The following is a 16,795-nucleotide window of genomic DNA, read 5'->3' on the forward strand; positions in this document are numbered from 1 at the left end:
AGTTTCAGATGTGGTCCGATGGTCGACTGCTCAAATCAGGGTCTTCTGTGCCGGTTCGTTGGCCGGCTCGGGTACTGGCTCCCCCCGGTCTTGCCGGCGCCTCTCGAGTTCGGTCTTTGCGGTAAAGCGGATGTCCACATCGCGGCTGCGGGCAAACTCGCCCAGCACCTCATCGTTCAACCGATCCCAACTCCGTCCTCGTTCCGGGCCTGCCGGGACGCGCGGGAGCAGGCCGGGAAGGGCACTCCAAGCGAGCAGGTGCTCGATCGGGACGATGTTCAGCATATCGCGCAAATGATGCGCTGTGACATAGGCATCCGGCATGGCGCGGTGCGCCGGCAGGCCGATCTCGTGCACCAGCCCCTCCGGCATCCGCTGATAGCGGAGCATCTGGTTCGAAAAGCGCGAAAGGTCTGGCCAGATCCGCAACGCGCATTTCCACGTGCAGATCCAGGGGAGGCCGCCTGTCAGCCTCGGCGTACAATAGCGCTGCTCGAACGACGCACGATGTGCCGCCAAGGCATCGATGCGGCCCTCCGGCCGGAGCACGCCGGGTGCTGCCGCCTTCCAGAAGGGTGCGTGCGCCACATGGGCATCGAGGATATGATGAACGGCGATCGCATCCGGCGACATGGGACGTCCGGGATTGACCAGCCGTGCACCGCGGTCCTCGTTGACGTTCCAGTTCCCATCGTCCCCGAGCACCACATCCTGCCAACCGATCTCGCAGACGTCGTCCGGCCCATTCCCGCCGGTCTCCAGATCGATAACGCGAATCCTTCTTCGGGCCGTATCGGAAATGCCGCCTCCTTCCACGACATCGGTGCCGTGATGTTTCTCGCTACTGGCTGTTCGCTATCCGCGTAATCCGCATACGAGCACAATGGTTCCACATTCTATCACCCCATCACTTCCCTATACATCTTTACTATCCATCCCGATCTTCCCGCTGCGCGATTCCAGTCGATAGCGACTGGCGGGGTAGACGAGGCGGGCGAGCGAGACGGTCTTCTGGAAGGACCAGGTGCGGCGGCGGATGGTGAGGCAGGGCTCCGATGGCAGAATGACGAGGAGCTTGCACTCCCAGGGCTGCGGCATGGCCGCTTCCACCACATGCTCGGAGCCGCTGAGCGGAGCTGTCGCCGTGAGGTAGGAATTCGGTGTTTCCAGCGTGAAATCCTGTTCCAGATAGTCCGGAGCCATGTCGGGATTGACGAAGCGATCCTCGATCTGCACAGGCACGCCGTTCTCGCTGTGGACGATGAGCGAGTGGAAGACAGGCGAGCCGATCGGAAGGTCGAGCCCGTCGGCGACGTCCGGGGAGGCATGCTCGCGGGCAAGAACGATGACGTCGGAGGCGTGAAGATGCCCGCGAGACTTGATCTCGTCGGCAATGTTGCGCACTTCGAAGAGCTCGGAATACCCCTTGCGCTCGGCGACGAACGAGCCGACGCCCTGGATGCGCACGAGTTCGCCCTCGCTCGCCAGCTCCCGCAGCGCCCGGTTAGCGGTCATCTTGCTGACGCCGAGCTCGGAGACCAGTTCGTTTTCCGATGGCACACGGTGGCGGGGCGGCCACTCGCCGCTCTGGATGCGGCCGAGGATCATTTGCTTGACCCCGGCATACAGCGGCGCCCCGTCGCTCTCCGTTCCGTCCCAGCTTATAGCCGAGGGCTTGCCGTCCTTGCGTTTCATCTGCTTAATTCCTGGGCACAGAAAAATTTGCTTCGAATGAAGCGTTCCGTCTTGCATAGCACATCAAAAGGCATATGGTACCATATACAACGTGGTTTTCCGGTCTATTCCGGGACGCGGTAAGCCGGCGCAGATCGGCTCAGGGAATGCATGAAACTCCGAGAGGAACCGGACCATGAACATCGCCAAAATTCTGAGTGTGGGCGCCGTTGCGCTCGCAGCCCTGTCCACCGTCGCGCTGACCGCACCGGTCGCCGCTGCCAAGGACTGGAAGACCGTCACCATCACGCTCGAAGGTGCCTATGCGCCGTGGAACCTGACCAATCCCGACGGCACGCTCGGTGGGTTCGAGCCTGAACTCGCCAAGTATCTTTGCGACCATATGAAGGTCGAGTGCACGCTGGTCGCGTCCGACTGGGACGGCATGATCCCAGCGCTGACGGCCGGCAAGTACGACGTCATCATGGATGCGCTGTCGATCACCGAAGAGCGCAAGAAGATCATCGATTTCACCATTCCCTACGCCCATACCCATGCGGCCTTCGCGACCGCGAAAGACAGCCCGCTGGCGAACGCCGCCGGCACCGGCACTGTCATCAAGCTCGATCCCGGCGCCAACGCCAAAGAGATCGATGCGCTGAAGGAAGTGTTTGCTGGCAAGACCATCGGCATTCAGGCTGCAACGGTCTATTCCAAGTTCATCTATGACAACTTCGGCAGCGTCGCCACGGTGCGTGAGTACAAAACCGGCGCCGAACGTGATCTCGACCTCGAAAGCGGCCGCATCGACCTCGTCTTCGACGATGCGGTCTACCTGATCTCCGCCTTCGAGAAAGCCAATGGCACGCTCGGCTTTACCGGCCCGGAAATCGGCGGCACTATCTTCGGCAGCGGCGAGGGTCTCGGCCTGCGCCAGGCCGATACGGACCTGCGCGACATGTTCAACAAGGCCATTCAGGCAGCGCTCGACGACGGCACCATCAAGACGCTGTCGATGAAGTGGTTCAAGACCGACGTCACGCCCTGACGCGACATCTCGCGCCGCAGGTCGGCCTTCAGGGCCGGTCCTGCGGCGTAGGACGGATGATGCAGCGACACCTTGATGCGCTATGACAGGCGCGTCCGGCAGCGGGAAAGAGGGCATTCCGGGCATGACAATCCTGCAAACCATCGGCTTCGGCCCTACGGGCTGGGGCGGGCTTCTCCTGGTCGCCACGCTGATGACGCTCTGCGTGACGGCGGCGGCGCTGTTCATCGGCATGGTCTTCGGCACGTTGATCGCCTGGGCAAAACTCTCCGGCAGCCGCATCGCGCGCGCCTTCGGCAGCGCCTACACCACCGTGTTTCGCGGCGTACCGGAGCTGCTCATCATCTATCTCGTCTATTTCGGCGGCTCCAGTCTCGTAACCGCTGCCGGCTCTGCCTTCGGCTATCAAGGATTCCTCGGTATGCCCTCCTTCGTGGCGGGTTCGCTGGCCGTCGGCATCATCTCGGGCGCTTATCAGGCCGAGGTTTATCGCGGCGCCTTCCTTGCCATCCCGAAGGGCGAGCTGGAAGCAGCGCAGGCAATCGGCATGCACCGGTCCTTGCGCTTCCGCCGCATCATCGCGCCCCAGGTATTGCGCTTCGCCATTCCGGGTATCGGCAATGTCTGGCAGCTAAGCCTGAAGGATTCGGCGCTCGTCTCCGTGACCGGGCTCGCCGACCTCATGCGCACCAGCCAGATCGCGGCCGGCTCTACGCGACAGCACTTTCTGTTCTTCATCGTCGGCGGCTGCCTCTACCTCGTTCTCACCAGCATCTCCGACCGGGTGTTCAACGGGGCGGAACGCCGCGCCAATCGTAGCATGCCCGCCGGCATCGGCCAGGCCTGAGGGAGACACGCATGGACCTCGACTTCATGGCCTCGACGATGCTGACGCTGGTGGCGGCTCTGCCGATGACGCTGGCACTGTTCTCGCTCTCGGTCATCTTCGGCGGCCTGCTGGCGCTCCTCGTCGTGTGGATGCGCGTTGGCGGCAATCCGATCGCGCGCGGCTTTGCCAAGGGCTACATCTTCATCTTTCGCGGCTCGCCGCTGCTCATCCAGATGTTCCTCGTCTTCTACGGCCTCGGGCAGTTCGGCTTCATCCGCTACAGCTTTCTCTGGCCGGCCCTGCGCGAGCCGTTCGTCTGCGCCGTCCTGTCCCTGTCGCTCTGCACTGCGGGCTATACGGCCGAGATCTTCCGGTTCGGCCTGCGCTCGATCCCCGCGCGCGAAATCGAGGCGGCACGCGCGGTCGGCATGTCCGGCTTTCTGCTGACGCGCCGCATTCTCGCGCCGATCGCCTTTCGCAATGCCTTGCCCGCCTATTCGACTGAGGTCATGATGATGGTGAAATCGACGGCGCTTGCCAGCCTCGTCACGGTTTGGGAGGTGACGGGCGTCGCCCAGCGGCTGATCGCGCAGACCTACCGCACCATGGAGGTCTTCCTCTGTGCGGCGGCCATCTACCTCATTCTCAATTTCCTCATCCTGCAGCTCATGGCATTTCTCGAATACCGCCTTAGCCCGCACCGTCGCGCAGCACCTCTCTTTCCGGCTGCCCAGCAATGACAACAGACCCTTCCAGCCCGATCGGAACGCTCATGGCCAGTGCTCCCCATTTATCCGGCGCCCCCCGCCTTTCCGTCCGCAATATCACCAAGAGCTTCGGCACCCACCAGGTGCTGCGCGGCATGTCGCTCGACGCGCATGACGGCGACGTGATTTCGCTGCTTGGTGCCAGCGGATCGGGCAAGTCCACCTTCCTGCGCTGCATCAACATGCTGGAGATCGCCGATTCCGGCGAGATCGTGGTCGATGGCGAAACGATCGGCATGACGCAGCGTGGTGGACGCACGGTGCCGGCAGACAGACGGCAGGTCGATCGCATGCGCTCCGAACTCGGCATGGTGTTCCAGTCGTTCAATCTCTGGTCCCATATGACCATTCTGGAGAACATCATCGAGGGACCGGTACACGTGCTGAAACGGCCCCGAGCCGAATGCGTCGCCGAGGCCGAAGCGCTTCTCGAAAAGGTCGGCATCGCCGGCAAGCGCCACGCCTATCCGGCGCACTTGTCCGGCGGGCAGCAGCAGCGCGCGGCGATTGCCCGGTCGCTGGCCATGAAGCCCAAGGTGATGCTGTTCGACGAGCCGACCTCCGCACTCGACCCGGAACTGGTCGGTGAGGTCTTGCGTGTCATGCGCGCACTCGCCGAGGAAGGCATGACCATGCTGGTCGTCACGCACGAGATGAGCTTTGCCCGCACCGTGTCGAACCGGGTGATCTTCATGAAATCCGGCGAGATCGATTGCGACGGCGCACCCGACACCGTTTTTGCCGACGGTGCCTCGCCGGCTTTCCGCCAGTTCATCGGAAATTTCGGGGGCTGACCATGGACGCGGTGTGCCTGGACGACGTGGTGCTGGAAACGCGGCTCGACTGGCGAGCGGTCGCGCGTGTCGCGGACGGCGCGCCGCTGATCCTGTCAAAAGATGCCATTGCACGGATCGAGACGGCGCATCGCATCGTCGGCGCGCTGGTGGAAAGCGGTGTGCGCGCCTATGGCATTACCACCGGTGTCGGCGCGCTGGCCGATACGGTGGTCGATCGCCCATCGCAGAGCCGTTTGTCGCGCAATATCGTTCTCAGCCATGCCTGCGGCGTCGGCCCGCTGCTCGATGCGAAATCCGTACGCGCCATCATGGCGGCGCAGGTCGCCAACATGGCGCATGGGCATTCCGGCGTCCGCAGGGACGTCGTGGCAACGCTCTGCACGTTTCTCGAAAAGAACTGCATTCCCGACATTCCCGCCCGCGGCTCGGCTGGCTATCTCACGCACAATGCCCATATCGCCCTCGTCCTCATCGGCGAGGGCAGGGCGCAGGTGAACGGCATTTGCATGAGCGGTGTCGCAGCGCTGGCCGCACTTGGCCTCGCACCCTTGGTGCTGGAAGCCAAGGAGGGGCTCAGCCTCGTCAACGGCACGGCCTGCTCGACAGGGCTCGGCGCCCTGACGCTGTCCCGCGCGGCAGGCCTTCTCGACTGGGCCGATGCCATCGCCGCCCTGACGCTGGAAGCACTGGGCGCGCAGATGACCGCCTTTGACGAAAAGGTGCTGGCACTCCGCCCGTCGCCGGGTCTCGTCGCCGTGGGTGAAACCCTTCGTCGGCTCCTGGCCGGAAGCGGGTTGATCGAGGCTGCCAAGGGAAAGCGCACACAGGATGCGCTCAGCCTGCGCGCCGTGCCTCATGTCCATGGTGCGGCCCGTGATGTGTTCGACGTCACCGCCGCCGTCGTCGATCGGGAACTCGCTTCGGTCACGGACAACCCGGCCGTTGCCGGCACGCCGGACGCGCCCCTCGTGTTCTCGCAGGCCCACGCCGTGGCGCCCGCGCTCTCACAGGCGCTCGATAGCCTCGCGGTTGCGCTGGCGCAGCTGTCCGCCATCTCCGAGCGCCGGATCGACCGCCTCGTCAACCCGCTCGTCAGCAGCCTGCCGCCCTTCCTCGCCACCGACCCTGGCGCCGGTTCCGGCTTCATGATCGCGCAATATACGGCCGCAGCCCTTGCCACTGAGAGCCGCCGCCTCGCCACACCCGCGAGCCTCGACGGCGGTCTCACCTCCGGCAATCAGGAGGACTTTCTGGCGCACCCGACCGCTGCCGCAAACAAGCTCCTCGCCATCCTCGATAATGCCGAACAGATCCTCGCCATCGAATACGCCGCCGCCGTTCAGGCCCACGACCTCATCGCAGCCACGCTGGAGAGCGGGGACATCACGCCGCACAGCCGCGCTCCCGGTACCGACCGCCTCCACCGCCACCTGCGCCGCATCATCCCTCTCTACGCAGACGATCGGCCGCTCGGCCAGGATCTGGAAACCACCCGGCGTCTGATGACGGACGTTCACGTCACCGAGATATGACCGCGGTGATACCGGCAGGCGGGCTGCTCTCGTTGCGCGTCCCGCTGATGGAACCGGATCATCAATGAAGCAAGCGTCTCCATGCCGCGTGCCATTCGCAATGCGTCGCCCGAAGCATGGAGACGGCGGGTTGTCCCAACGTGTTCGGCGTAAAACCCATTGCGCTGAATTCTCCATCGGCGGGAAATATTTCACGCCGAAACACAGTGCAGAACCGTTATAGTGGTGCGATGAGCAGATTTGAAGACATCGAAGCCGCGACGCTGGAGCGACTGCGCGCATTGAAGGCCAAGCCCGAGGTGACGATCAACCTGATAGATATGGGGATGCCCTTAAACGCCGCCGGCTACTCCCAGGAAGACATTCTGACGGTCTTGCTGGCTCTCGAACAGGAGAAAATTATCGCTCTCGCGCCGGGGAACCGGCTGCTCATTCTTAAGGACCTGCCGCAATAACAGGGGTCGTCTTATCAGACGGGTGAAGATGACGCGTGCTCCTTGAGTAGCGCGCATCGACCCGATCGGCTTCGATTGTTGACGCAAGGGCTGATCGGCGGCCGAGGATATCTCGAAGACGAACCAGAGAGCCCTTAGGATCTCATCGACGACGGAAAAGATCAGGAAGACCATGACATCAGTCCAACGTCGGCGACCAAAAGGACGGTAAACAGTATCATACGTTCGAACGAGAAAACCGGAAGTTGACTTCCATCTCGGAAGCCTCTATGAATGGTTTATCGATATTTTGCTTGCTGAGCTTTGGTTATCGCGCGATTGGCACCGCGCTTCGAACGAACCTTCATTTCAAAAACATCGCTGTCACTATCCGCGTCGCCTGGGCGACGTGGTCGATCAACATTGCTTTGAAAGGGTTCATCATGACCACAGGCACAGTTAAATGGTTCAATTCCACCAAGGGCTTCGGCTTCATTCAGCCTGACAACGGCGGCGAAGATGCCTTCGTTCACATCTCGGCTGTCGAGCGCGCCGGAATGCGCGAAATCGTTGAAGGCCAGAAGATCGGCTACGAACTCGAGCGCGACAACAAGTCGGGCAAGATGTCGGCCTGCAATCTCCAGGCCGCTTGATCATAAACGGTTCCGTCCTTGACCACGGATGTACTGGCACTGACGAAACCGATTTATCCGAAAGGCCGGGCACAAAGCCTGGCCTTTTTCTTTGGCCGACCTATCAACTACAGGATCATCCATGTCGGAAACATACTCCAAATCGAGGCAGCAGGCGGAGATCGCGTTTGGCCTGACGCAGGCACCGTTCTTCGGTCATTCAAAAGCCGTCGAAGAGCTCGATTCCATCGTGCAGACACGCGAAGCAAAAACGCTGCGGCTCCGTGAGGCACGCCTCGCCAAGGAGGCGACGATCGTTGCGACTGCTGCACAGGCGCTTCTGACGCAGCGCCGAAAAATCAGGTGACATCCCCCGGCAAGGAAAGCCTGTATCCCTAAAGTATCCGTTTTGATCAAGCGTATTTTTCGTTCCAAACCCTCGCATCCCTGATGAATGCGTTTGCAAGGATGATGAGTTTTCGCATGATGACGGTGAGGGCGAGTTTTGGTGGTTTTCTGACTGCAATAAGGGCTTGGTATTTTTCCTTGAAGTCGGCATTGAACCGGGATGCAACGAGCGCTGGCATGTAGAGGGCCTGGCGCAGAGTCCCGCGTCCGCCGCAGATGAAGCGCTTGCCCTTCCATTTCCCCGATTCTCTTGCATGCGGAGCGAGCCCTGCAAGGAAGGCGACCTGCCTTTGGTCCAGCGTGCCGATTTCCGGCATCTCGGTCAGCATGACGCAGGCGGTGAGGCTGGAAATACCCGGAATGGAAACGAGGATTTTGAAGCGTGCGGTGAAGGCGGCATCCGCGCCAATCAGCTTCATGGCCTCCTGATCGATCGCCTTGATCTGGCTTTCGATCAGCTTCAGGCGTGCCTCGTTCTGGCGAATGAGCAGCTTTGCAGTCTGAACGTGGGATCGGTTCTTGATGGCGGTGCGATCGGCAACGAGGCTTTTGCGGGCGTTCATCAGTTCGCCAAGAGCCTGAAGCGATGCGCTTTTCTGCGTCGTCGGCGCGATCTCCACCATGGCGGCGAAACGGGCGAGCAGCTTTGCGTCCACCCTGTCGGTCTTGGCATGGATGCCGACGACATCGGCAAAGCGGCGCACCTTGCGCGGATTGGCCTTGGCATAGAGGAGGCCGGCCGAAGCCAGAGCCGTCTCCAACTCCCGATGATAGGGCCCCGTCGCCTCGAAGACGGCTCGCTGCGGTTCCTGCTCAACCAGAAGCGCCGCCAGCTTGCGCATCCGGTCTTGGTGTTTGCAACATGAACGACACTTTTGTCATTCGAAAAGGCTAGATCGAGCGTCTCTTTGGAGATGTCGATACCGGCGAAACATGCTACGGTCTGGCTCATTTTCTCCTGTCCTATGCTTGTCATCCGGGTCTTTGAAACCCCGGTATCCGTTCAGGCCACATGGAAAAGAAAGGGGCGATCAAACTTTAGCTCGACCCGTCGAACGGTCTGCATGTGCGCGATCCATCCCCTTTCATCACCGGCGGGGTCGAGCCGCCGGTGATGAAACCAGAATCACTGGTTTCAGCGAAAAGTCATAAGACAAGCAGGTTGCGACTTTCCTGATTCAGATTTCCCAAATGGCTGATGTGTGATTCCATTTGCCTGTGGAAGGGAGAATTGCCATGGGCAAGCCGCATCCGATTGTATTGCGTGCGCGTGTTGTTGCGTTTGTCGAGGAAGGCAACAGTCATCGGGAAGCCGCCCGACATTTCCGAGTTTCGCCGAGATGTGTGAACAACATGGTGATCCTGAAGCGGGCCTCCGGCGCGCTGAAGCCGGCTCGGCAGGGACATTTGGGCGGCGGCAAGCTTATGGGTCATACGGACTGGATCCATGCGCGGGTGGCCGAGAATGGCGATGTGACGCTGGATGAATTGGGCGTTGAGTTGCTTGGGCGCGGCGTCTTGGTCGATCGCTCAACGATCTGCCGCCTGCTGCATCGGCTCGGGCTCAGTCATAAAAAAAAGTCTCAAGGCCGCCGAACAACTCCGCCCGGAGATCGCCCAAGCGCGTGACCTATGGATCAACCGGCGCAAGCGGTTCTTCAACACATCATTGGCCCGGCTCATTTCTATTGACGAAACTTGGCCAACACGAAGCTGACAAAGCGAACGGGATGGTCTGCAAGGGGCCAAAGATATCGAACTCATGCGCCGTTCGGCTCGTGGAAGACCCAGACCTTCATCGCCGGCCTGTGCTATCACGGCCTTACAGCGCCCTGGATCGTCGATGCCCCGATGAACGGTCGCATCTTTGAGGCCTGGATCGAAACCCAGCTCGCCCCGACCTTGTCGCCCGGCGACGTGGTGATCCTCGACAATGTCGCCTCCACAAAAGTTCGAGAGCGGAAGACTGGTCAAGGCTCGCCGCGCGTGGTTGCTGTTCCTGCCGGCTTATTCCCCAGACCTCAACCCTATTGAAATGGCCTTCTCAAAACTCAAAACCCTGCTGCGCAAACGGGCTGCCCGAAGTTTCGATGCCATAGCCAAAGCCCTCGGCGACATCTGCGATCTCTTTACCATCGCGAAATGCCGGAACTTCTTCAAGGCCGCAGGATATGAGGCCGGATAGATGCAAAACGCTTAAGGTGACCCGAGCCAGTTTCTTCTTCAGCCGTCTGATCTCCTCGGCCTCATCGCTGGCATTGACGTTCGATGTGCCGAACTTCCTCTTCCACTCGTAGGGCGAATGTGGGCTGACCCCCCAGCCGCTGCGAGACCTCCGCTACCGGATAGCCCCGCTCAGTGATCTGACGCACCGCGTCACGTTTGAACTCTTTTGGTAAGCGCAATTTTCGATGCACCTTGACGGCTGCGGCAGCGCTGAACCGCCGTCACACCGATTTTGATATCCAGCTCTATTACGCCGCAGTGGTCGTGGCGTAGTTGAACGGCAGCAGGTCGTCGATTTCGGCCGCTTCGTCCCGCTGCGGCAACTCAGTGAGCACATAGCGCAGCCAGGTGAGTGGGTCGACGCCACATGCGCGGCAAGTCAGCATCAAACTGTAGACCACTGCGCTGGCCTTGGCTCCGTCAGCGGTGTCGCTGAACAGCCACGATTTTCTTCCTGTCGCAAAGACCCTGATGTCACGCTCCAGAATGTTGTTATCGATCGGCATCCTGCCGTCGGTGATATAGCGCGTCAGATAATCCCATTGGTTGAGGGTGTAGGACACTGCATCGCCGAGCTTTGTATCAGGCATAATCTTCGGCGCGATGTTGTCAAGCCATGCCTTTAGAGCGTTCAGGACCGGCAAGCTGTGCTGTTGCCGGAAACGGCGAATGCAATCGGCCTGCGTTTCATCGGCGTCGGGCTTTTTGTCTCGCGCCTGTTTTTCGATCCGGTAGAGCTGCTCGAAGAACCGGAGTGCCTGTTCCGGCGGTCCGCCTCCATTCTTTCTGGTTTTGAGTGCCTCGACAAAGCGCCGCCGGGAATGAGCCATGCATCCGACATGGGTGGCATCATCGAAGGTGCGCCAGGCTGTGTAGCCATCCGTCATGAGTATGCCGCGGTATTTGCCAAGGAAGGTTTGTGGGTGAATCTGACCGCGGCCGGGCTGGTAGTCGAGAAGCACGATCGGCTCGTCACTGTCCTCGCCGCTGCGATAAGCCCACATATACGATGTGCTGGTGGCTTCCTTATTCTTTTCCTTGAGGACCTGAACGGTCGTCTCATCACCGTGAATGAGAGGCTGCGACCTGAGCCGCAATCTCAGCGCATCATAGATGCGGTGAAGATGCTTCTCGCTCGAGCCGATCACCCAGTGAGCGAGAGCGCCTCGGCTGATCGGAACGCCGGCACGCTCGAATGTCTGAGCCACGCGGTAGAGCGGCGTGCCATCGACGTATTTGTGGACGAGCGCGAAAGCCAGTGTCGAGGCGGTGGCGATGCTGCCCGGCAGGGGCTGCGTCGGCATCGGAGCGATCACGACAGGCGTATTGATCCCGGTGCGGTCGCAATGGCGGCAGGCATACTTGAACCGCACGTTCTGCAGGACTTTTGCCTTGACCTCGATATGGAGCTGCTCGGTGACGGCCTCGCCCATGCGATGCATTTGACTGTCGCAGCAAGGGCAAGCTTTCTGATCGTCGGCAAGGTCATATTCGACACGCTCGCGTGGCAAATCTTCCGGTAGAGGCCTTCTGCCACGCTTCTTTCCCGTTGTGCTTTGGACCACCGGCAAGCCTGTATCCGGGAGATCGGCGGCCGCGTCGCCATAATCAGGATCATCCTCGTCCGCGGCCTCTTCGGCCTCGTTGAAGATGCGATCAATGTGCTTTTCGCTGCGGGGGGCAAAACGATGGAGCCTTGCAAGCGCCAGTTCTTCTTCAAGCTTGACGACCCGCTGCGAGAGGGCCTCCTTCTCGGCTTTGAGCGCAGCAATTTCGGCGGCGTTGGCCGCCAAATGCGCCATCAGCTCTGCAACGCTCAGTTCGCCGGTTCGGGTCATCCCAGTTTTGAATCTGAGCCGTGCTGCCGCGTCAATAGCTCAATTCGCCACCTTTAGCCGGCGATCTGATACTGCCGCACGGGATGGCGGATCATCGCATCGATATCGATCCCGTCGAGGATCCAGTGCAGTTGCTCGGTCGTCAGTGTGACCACCGTCACCTCTCGGCGCGGCCATCGGAACTTGTCTTCGGTCAACCGCTTCAGGATGAGCACGAAGCCCGAGCGATCGAAGAATAGCAGCTTCACCCGGTCACGCCGGCGGTTGCAGAAGGCAAACACTGCAGGAGCAAACGGGTCCAGCGCCATCGTCTCCTGGACCAGGACCGCAAGGCTGTTGATGCCGGCCCGGAAGTCGATCGGTTCGCGATGCAGATAGACTTGAAGATCAGCGCCAAGCTTAAACATGACCCAGAGCTCCGATGATTGCCGTCAATGCGTTGAGATCGCGGCACTCCAGCGTCAATCTCACACCATTCGGCAATGATACACTCACCTTCGCTGGAGAGGTCAGCGGGTCGCTCCTCTCCGTCGTCGGCAATCGCTCTTCGCGATCCGTGGCAGGCATCTCAATGTCGAACTCGCTGCTCGGGGCGGCAATCTGAACTGGAATAAACGCAGATGTCGAAGACGGCGATAATGGATGTGCCGGGGTATGTTTCCTGATCCATTTCCAAACGAGGTTCGCGTTGACCCCGTGTTCTCGCGCCAGTTTCGATACTGATGCGCCGGGTTCAAGGCAGGCCGCAACAAGGCGATCTTTCGAACCTTGATCGAAGCGCCGTCTTCCATTCCGACCAACCAGCCGCACAGCAAGTTTTTGACCTTCACCCATACTTGGTGTCCACCTTTTTTAAGTGGACACCTCATGCCAAAGCTCACTCAATTACAGAAGGTGCGGAGAAATTCGCGCTTACCTCTTTTGTGACATTGCCTTTACCCATATAGGCCTCCTGCCTCAAATTTAGGGGCGAAGGCGTCTACAAATCTAGCGGCTATTCAAAATGCCGGTCAGCTCTCAGTGGAAACGTATGGCCCGCCCTGCTTGCAAGTGATTTTTTGATACCTGACCAGTCTGCTTCAACGTATTCGGTCTCACGGTCATACCGTGGCCAAGATGGATATCCGCACGTTCAGCGCCACGATAATCAACACGGTTTCCAAGAACCATTTCCACTGCTGGGCTATCTGAACGCCGATCAACTGTCAGGCCATCTCCATTCCACTCGCAAACATCGTAGGCTGCGCATCAGAGCAGCCAATTACCTAATTTACCGCGACGCCATAGGACCGCTCGTATGGCAGACCTTTGCGCAACACCGCCCACGCGATACGCGCCAGTTTGTTCGCCAAGGCCACGATGACCACATTACGCGCCACGCCTCTGGACAACATCGCTCTGAGCCATTGGCCGATCGGCGTGTCGCTCTGACTGAGCGTGTGCATCGCCGCTCGAGCACCATGAACGAGCAGGGTTCGCAGATATGTATTGCCGCGCTTGGTTATGCCAAGCAGCCGCGCCTTGCCACCGGTCGTGAACTGACGAGGCACAAGTCCCAACCATGCTCCAAGATCTCGGGCGTGCTGGAAGCTGCTGGCATCTCCGATCGCTGCAACGAGCGCGGTCGCATTCAAGACACCGATCCCAGGTATTGAAGTCAGACGACGCATTGCGCTGTTCTGCTTGGCGAGCGCTACGAACTCCGTGTTCAACGTCTCAATCTTCTGGTCGAGCCTTCGCCATTCGTCTCGCAATTCCAGGATCAGGCTTCGGATGCGCGGCGACAATACGTCGTTGCCTCCGGCAATAAGGTCATCAAGAGCACTTTCGAACTTCACGCGCCCGGCAGGGAACACCACACCTCGTTCCAGAAGAATTGCGCGGAGCTGATTGATCAAGGTCGTGCGCTCAGCAACCAGGCGTGATCGAACCCGATGCAGCGTCTGGATATCAAGTTGCTCTTGGCTCTTCAGGTCCACGAACCGCATCGTCGGGCGAGACGCCGCCTCGGCAATTCCCTCTGCATCTCGATCATCATTCTTCTGTGCTTTTACGTAAGGCCTGACATATTCCGGCGACATAAGCCGCACTTCATGACCAGCAGCGGCAAAGAGCCGACCAAGATGATGTGCGCCGCAGCATGCTTCCATCGCGATGACGCAGCGTGGCAGCTTCTCGACAAAATCAATCAATGTCTGTCGCCGCATTGTTCGACGCAAAATCACGGCACCCTGGCCGTCAACACCAACGACACTGAAGCTGTTCTTCCCAATGTCGACACCCAATATGGAAATCTGCATGGCTCGGCTCCTTTCTCTTCAAAAGAGACATCATACTCGATGTTCTCGGAAGGGCGGGCCATCCCATAATCAACAAAAGGGGGACCGGGCGGACGCCGATGCGACCGATGGTGGAGCCTTTGATTGAATGCACCGGTCAATAGCTTTTCGCTGCGGCGTCAGTGCCGCCATTTTTATTTGTAGGCAAGCAAAGCGGCCCGCAGTCCCGAAATGCTGAGGCGTCTGTCCGTATGCTTAATCCCTAGTTCATTTGCCTTTTGTTTTGCCGGCGTCGGTCACGTTGTTGCGACGGATCCGCGTTATTCTCTCCGACAGCGTCTCTGTCGCGATGAGGATTGTCTTTCGCCGGAAGATAGCCGCGTGGCCGTGTTTCGTCCGGGCCTTCCCATCGCGGAGCTTGATCGGTTGTGCCGGGTGCGCCGGTATCATGTGACGTTGTTTTCATCTTTATCCTCCTGCTGGTTCTTCGATAAACGGCGTTCCTGCCCTTTTAGACCTTTGCCGTCGCGCCTGCTTCGCGCAGGCTTAGGAACCGTGTCGTGACGGCTGCGAGGTTGGCGTCGAGCCACTGCGCCATCGCTTGTTCTTCGGCAAGATTTGCCTGCAGTCCGCGCAGGGCGGCATTGAAACCACCAGCCTCGGCCACTGTGATCAGCGATGAATAGGCGGCGATCTCGAAGTTTTCGAAAGCGTAGTTGGCGAAGGCGTTCTTCAGGATTTCATCGCCCGCTACCGTATGGCCCATCGCCGCCATCGCGCCGGTGAAAGAAAGCGCCATATCCTTGAGCGTCGAGTGATCCTCGTTCAGGCCTGTCAGAACCTCCTCAAGACGAACGATCTGGCCTTCTGTTTCCCGGATGTGCTGCTCCAGCTTCGCAGCGACGTCGGGATAGTTTTCGATCCGCTTCAGCTGCGGCTTCAAAATCGACAGTGCCTGATTTTCCATCGCATGTGCGTTTCTCAGACCGGTAACGAAAATTTCGCGGGTCTCGCTTTCTGCCATGCTGCTCTCCTTTTTTTGACGGGCTGCTAACCGGCTGGCGGTCGATTGGTTCCGAACTGGCAACCGCTGCGAAGCAGGCGGGAACTTTCGCGTCGCGATCCTGTTCGGCGGCCTTGTGCAACCGGTATCAACGTTTCAATCCAGGAACAGAGGAGAAACCATGTTTAGTTTTGACAAGCGCCTGCAATATCCCGTGAAGGTCACGTCGCCCGATCCCATCTTCGCTCGCATGCTGCAGCAAGCAATCGGCGGCGTTGAAGGGGAAATCAGGGTGTGCATGCAATACTTCTTCCAGGCCTGGGGCGCGCGCGGTCCCACGACGAAGTATCGCGATATGCTTCTTCATACGGCAACGGAAGAGATCGGGCATATCGAGATGCTGGCGACAGCGGTTGCTCTCAATCTTGAAACGGCGCCGGCAAGTCTGGCAGAAGCCGGAGCCGCTGACGGAATCGTCGGTGCCGTGATGGGCGGAGAAAACCCGCGTCATGTCGTCGAAGGAATGCTGCATCGTCACATCTTGTCGACGGGCCTGTCAGCCTATCCGGCCAATTCCGACGGCGTGCCTTTCGACATGTCGCATATCTATGCCAGCGGCAACCTTGCTGCCGACATGTACTGCAATGTCGCTGCTGAAAGCACCGGCCGTGTCCTTGCTACCCGACTGTACAATGCCGCCCATGATGACGGCATGAAGGACATGCTTCATTTCATGATTGCTCGGGACACGATGCACCAGCAACAGTGGCTTGCCGTCATCGAGGAGCTTGGCGGACACGAGGGTGTTTTGCCGATTCCGAACAGTTTTCCGCAGGAGAAGGAAGACGAGCGGCATAATTACGATTTCTTCGCCACCGCAGCCGATGGGTCGGCGCCAGCGCCGGCACGCTGGAACGAAGGTCCCTCTCTCGACGGAAAAGGCCAGTTCACTGTTTTCCAGAATCGGCCGCTCGGCGAAGAGCCGGTGTTGGGGCCGGCGCGACCGGACAGTGGCGCGCAGAGCGAACAGATTGGCTAAGATCAACGGAAAGGGGCAATGCCGCTGCGCATTGCCCCTTTCCGGGCCAGCAAAGCCCGGGAGCGGTTGCGTTTCGGAGCTTGCGGCAAACATGCAGCAGGGATCGCTGTGACACCAAGATTGTGATCGTGGGAGGAGGTTTCGGAGGGCTCGCCTGTGCTCGGGAACTGGGTGACACTGATAACCTTGTCACCGTGATCGCGCATGAACATCTGCATGTGCTCCTCATCGAAGCGGGTTCGAGAATTCTTGCTGAGAGCGGCGGTGCAAAATTAGACCACGGTAGCGG

At 59.8% G+C, this 16,795-nt stretch carries 21 protein-coding genes and 2 pseudogenes; 12 read left to right on the forward strand and 11 right to left on the reverse strand.

Annotated elements, in window-relative coordinates; all coding sequences use genetic code 11:
* Nucleotides 1–30: 30 nt before the first annotated feature.
* Together GA0004734_RS22460 and hutC are read right to left on the reverse strand one after the other, a co-directional pair.
* The gene (locus GA0004734_RS22460; protein WP_245292585.1) at nt 31–816 is read right to left on the reverse strand and encodes a DNA polymerase III subunit epsilon; all 786 of its coding nucleotides are present in this window, start codon (nt 814–816) and stop codon (nt 31–33) included.
* A 99-nt stretch (nt 817–915) separates the two neighbouring features.
* Nucleotides 916–1,695, reverse strand: a complete 780-nt coding sequence (gene hutC, locus GA0004734_RS22465) for a histidine utilization repressor (protein ID WP_092938007.1) — start codon at nt 1,693–1,695, stop codon at nt 916–918.
* Between the two features lie 175 nt (nt 1,696–1,870).
* On the opposite strand from hutC, the gene GA0004734_RS22470 reads away from it, so the two are divergent.
* The 8 genes from GA0004734_RS22470 (at nt 1,871) to GA0004734_RS22505 (ending at nt 8,080) form a co-directional block, all read left to right on the forward strand.
* A complete protein-coding gene (locus tag GA0004734_RS22470) occupies nt 1,871–2,722 on the forward strand; it encodes a transporter substrate-binding domain-containing protein (protein ID WP_092938009.1) in 852 nt (283 codons plus the stop codon).
* A 124-nt stretch (nt 2,723–2,846) separates the two neighbouring features.
* On the forward strand, nt 2,847–3,569 hold the full coding sequence (locus GA0004734_RS22475; RefSeq protein WP_092938324.1) for an ABC transporter permease: 723 nt from the start codon (nt 2,847–2,849) through the stop codon (nt 3,567–3,569).
* Nucleotides 3,570–3,580: 11 nt separating this feature from the next.
* The gene (locus GA0004734_RS22480; protein WP_092938010.1) at nt 3,581–4,291 is read left to right on the forward strand and encodes an ABC transporter permease; all 711 of its coding nucleotides are present in this window, start codon (nt 3,581–3,583) and stop codon (nt 4,289–4,291) included.
* Between the two features lie 32 nt (nt 4,292–4,323).
* The gene (locus GA0004734_RS22485; protein WP_092938012.1) at nt 4,324–5,112 is read left to right on the forward strand and encodes an ABC transporter ATP-binding protein; all 789 of its coding nucleotides are present in this window, start codon (nt 4,324–4,326) and stop codon (nt 5,110–5,112) included.
* 2 nt (nt 5,113–5,114) lie between these two features.
* Nucleotides 5,115–6,647 (forward strand): HAL/PAL/TAL family ammonia-lyase, encoded by a 1,533-nt coding sequence (gene hutH, locus GA0004734_RS22490; protein WP_092938014.1) that lies wholly within the window; start codon nt 5,115–5,117, stop codon nt 6,645–6,647.
* Nucleotides 6,648–6,763: 116 nt separating this feature from the next.
* Nucleotides 6,764–7,102 (forward strand): hypothetical protein, encoded by a 339-nt coding sequence (locus GA0004734_RS22495; protein WP_245292586.1) that lies wholly within the window; start codon nt 6,764–6,766, stop codon nt 7,100–7,102.
* Nucleotides 7,103–7,524: 422 nt separating this feature from the next.
* On the forward strand, nt 7,525–7,734 hold the full coding sequence (locus tag GA0004734_RS22500) for a cold-shock protein (protein WP_067652995.1): 210 nt from the start codon (nt 7,525–7,527) through the stop codon (nt 7,732–7,734).
* Between the two features lie 121 nt (nt 7,735–7,855).
* Nucleotides 7,856–8,080 carry a hypothetical protein gene (locus tag GA0004734_RS22505; RefSeq protein WP_092938018.1) on the forward strand — a complete coding sequence of 75 codons (225 nt, stop codon included), beginning with the start codon at nt 7,856–7,858 and terminating at the stop codon, nt 8,078–8,080.
* A gap of 46 nt (nt 8,081–8,126) precedes the next feature.
* Here GA0004734_RS22505 and GA0004734_RS22510 read toward each other — a convergent pair whose 3' ends face one another.
* Nucleotides 8,127–8,963: a transposase gene (locus GA0004734_RS22510; RefSeq protein ID WP_092938020.1), complete on the reverse strand. Its 837-nt coding sequence runs from the start codon at nt 8,961–8,963 to the stop codon at nt 8,127–8,129.
* A gap of 394 nt (nt 8,964–9,357) precedes the next feature.
* Here GA0004734_RS22510 and GA0004734_RS26545 point away from each other — a divergent pair, with 394 nt between their 5' ends.
* From GA0004734_RS26545 to GA0004734_RS26750, 3 genes are all read left to right on the forward strand, one after another.
* Nucleotides 9,358–9,750, forward strand: a complete 393-nt coding sequence (locus GA0004734_RS26545; protein WP_092938022.1) for a helix-turn-helix domain-containing protein — start codon at nt 9,358–9,360, stop codon at nt 9,748–9,750.
* A gap of 69 nt (nt 9,751–9,819) precedes the next feature.
* Complete coding sequence (locus tag GA0004734_RS26550) at nt 9,820–10,155, forward strand: transposase (protein WP_092938024.1); 336 nt, start codon at nt 9,820–9,822, stop codon at nt 10,153–10,155.
* Complete coding sequence (locus tag GA0004734_RS26750) at nt 10,055–10,306, forward strand: transposase (RefSeq protein ID WP_092938326.1); 252 nt, start codon at nt 10,055–10,057, stop codon at nt 10,304–10,306. Before GA0004734_RS26550 ends, GA0004734_RS26750 begins: the two co-directional genes overlap by 101 nt.
* Nucleotides 10,307–10,402: 96 nt before the next feature.
* Here the strand turns inward: GA0004734_RS26750 and GA0004734_RS22530 are convergent.
* The 7 genes and pseudogenes from GA0004734_RS22530 to GA0004734_RS22560 all read right to left on the reverse strand — a co-directional run.
* Nucleotides 10,403–10,526, reverse strand: a pseudogene (locus GA0004734_RS22530) (transposase); the annotation flags it as partial.
* A 69-nt stretch (nt 10,527–10,595) separates the two neighbouring features.
* Nucleotides 10,596–12,185, reverse strand: coding sequence for an IS66 family transposase (locus tag GA0004734_RS22535; RefSeq protein WP_092932082.1), 1,590 nt, complete (start codon nt 12,183–12,185; stop codon nt 10,596–10,598).
* 53 nt (nt 12,186–12,238) lie between these two features.
* A complete protein-coding gene (tnpB, locus tag GA0004734_RS22540; protein WP_060716621.1) occupies nt 12,239–12,592 on the reverse strand; it encodes an IS66 family insertion sequence element accessory protein TnpB in 354 nt (117 codons plus the stop codon).
* Entirely contained in the window at nt 12,585–13,019 is a 435-nt protein-coding gene (locus GA0004734_RS22545) for an IS66-like element accessory protein TnpA (RefSeq protein WP_092932084.1), read from the reverse strand. The genes tnpB and GA0004734_RS22545 overlap by 8 nt, the downstream gene beginning before the upstream one ends.
* A gap of 431 nt (nt 13,020–13,450) precedes the next feature.
* The gene (locus GA0004734_RS22550) at nt 13,451–14,485 is read right to left on the reverse strand and encodes an IS110 family transposase (protein WP_092938026.1); all 1,035 of its coding nucleotides are present in this window, start codon (nt 14,483–14,485) and stop codon (nt 13,451–13,453) included.
* Nucleotides 14,486–14,731: 246 nt separating this feature from the next.
* Nucleotides 14,732–14,930, reverse strand: a pseudogene (locus tag GA0004734_RS26555) (hypothetical protein).
* Nucleotides 14,931–14,975: 45 nt separating this feature from the next.
* Complete coding sequence (locus GA0004734_RS22560) at nt 14,976–15,488, reverse strand: ferritin-like domain-containing protein (protein WP_092938028.1); 513 nt, start codon at nt 15,486–15,488, stop codon at nt 14,976–14,978.
* 160 nt (nt 15,489–15,648) lie between these two features.
* Between GA0004734_RS22560 and GA0004734_RS22565 the strand changes: the two genes are divergently transcribed.
* Complete coding sequence (locus GA0004734_RS22565; RefSeq protein ID WP_092938030.1) at nt 15,649–16,506, forward strand: manganese catalase family protein; 858 nt, start codon at nt 15,649–15,651, stop codon at nt 16,504–16,506.
* Nucleotides 16,507–16,508: 2 nt separating this feature from the next.
* On the opposite strand, the gene GA0004734_RS26160 is transcribed toward GA0004734_RS22565, so the two are convergent.
* Nucleotides 16,509–16,724, reverse strand: a complete 216-nt coding sequence (locus GA0004734_RS26160) for a hypothetical protein (protein ID WP_092938032.1) — start codon at nt 16,722–16,724, stop codon at nt 16,509–16,511.
* Between the last annotated feature and the right edge of the window lie 71 nt (nt 16,725–16,795).

The organism is Rhizobium sp. 9140 (genome assembly GCF_900067135.1).
GTDB lineage: Bacteria > Pseudomonadota > Alphaproteobacteria > Rhizobiales > Rhizobiaceae > Ferranicluibacter.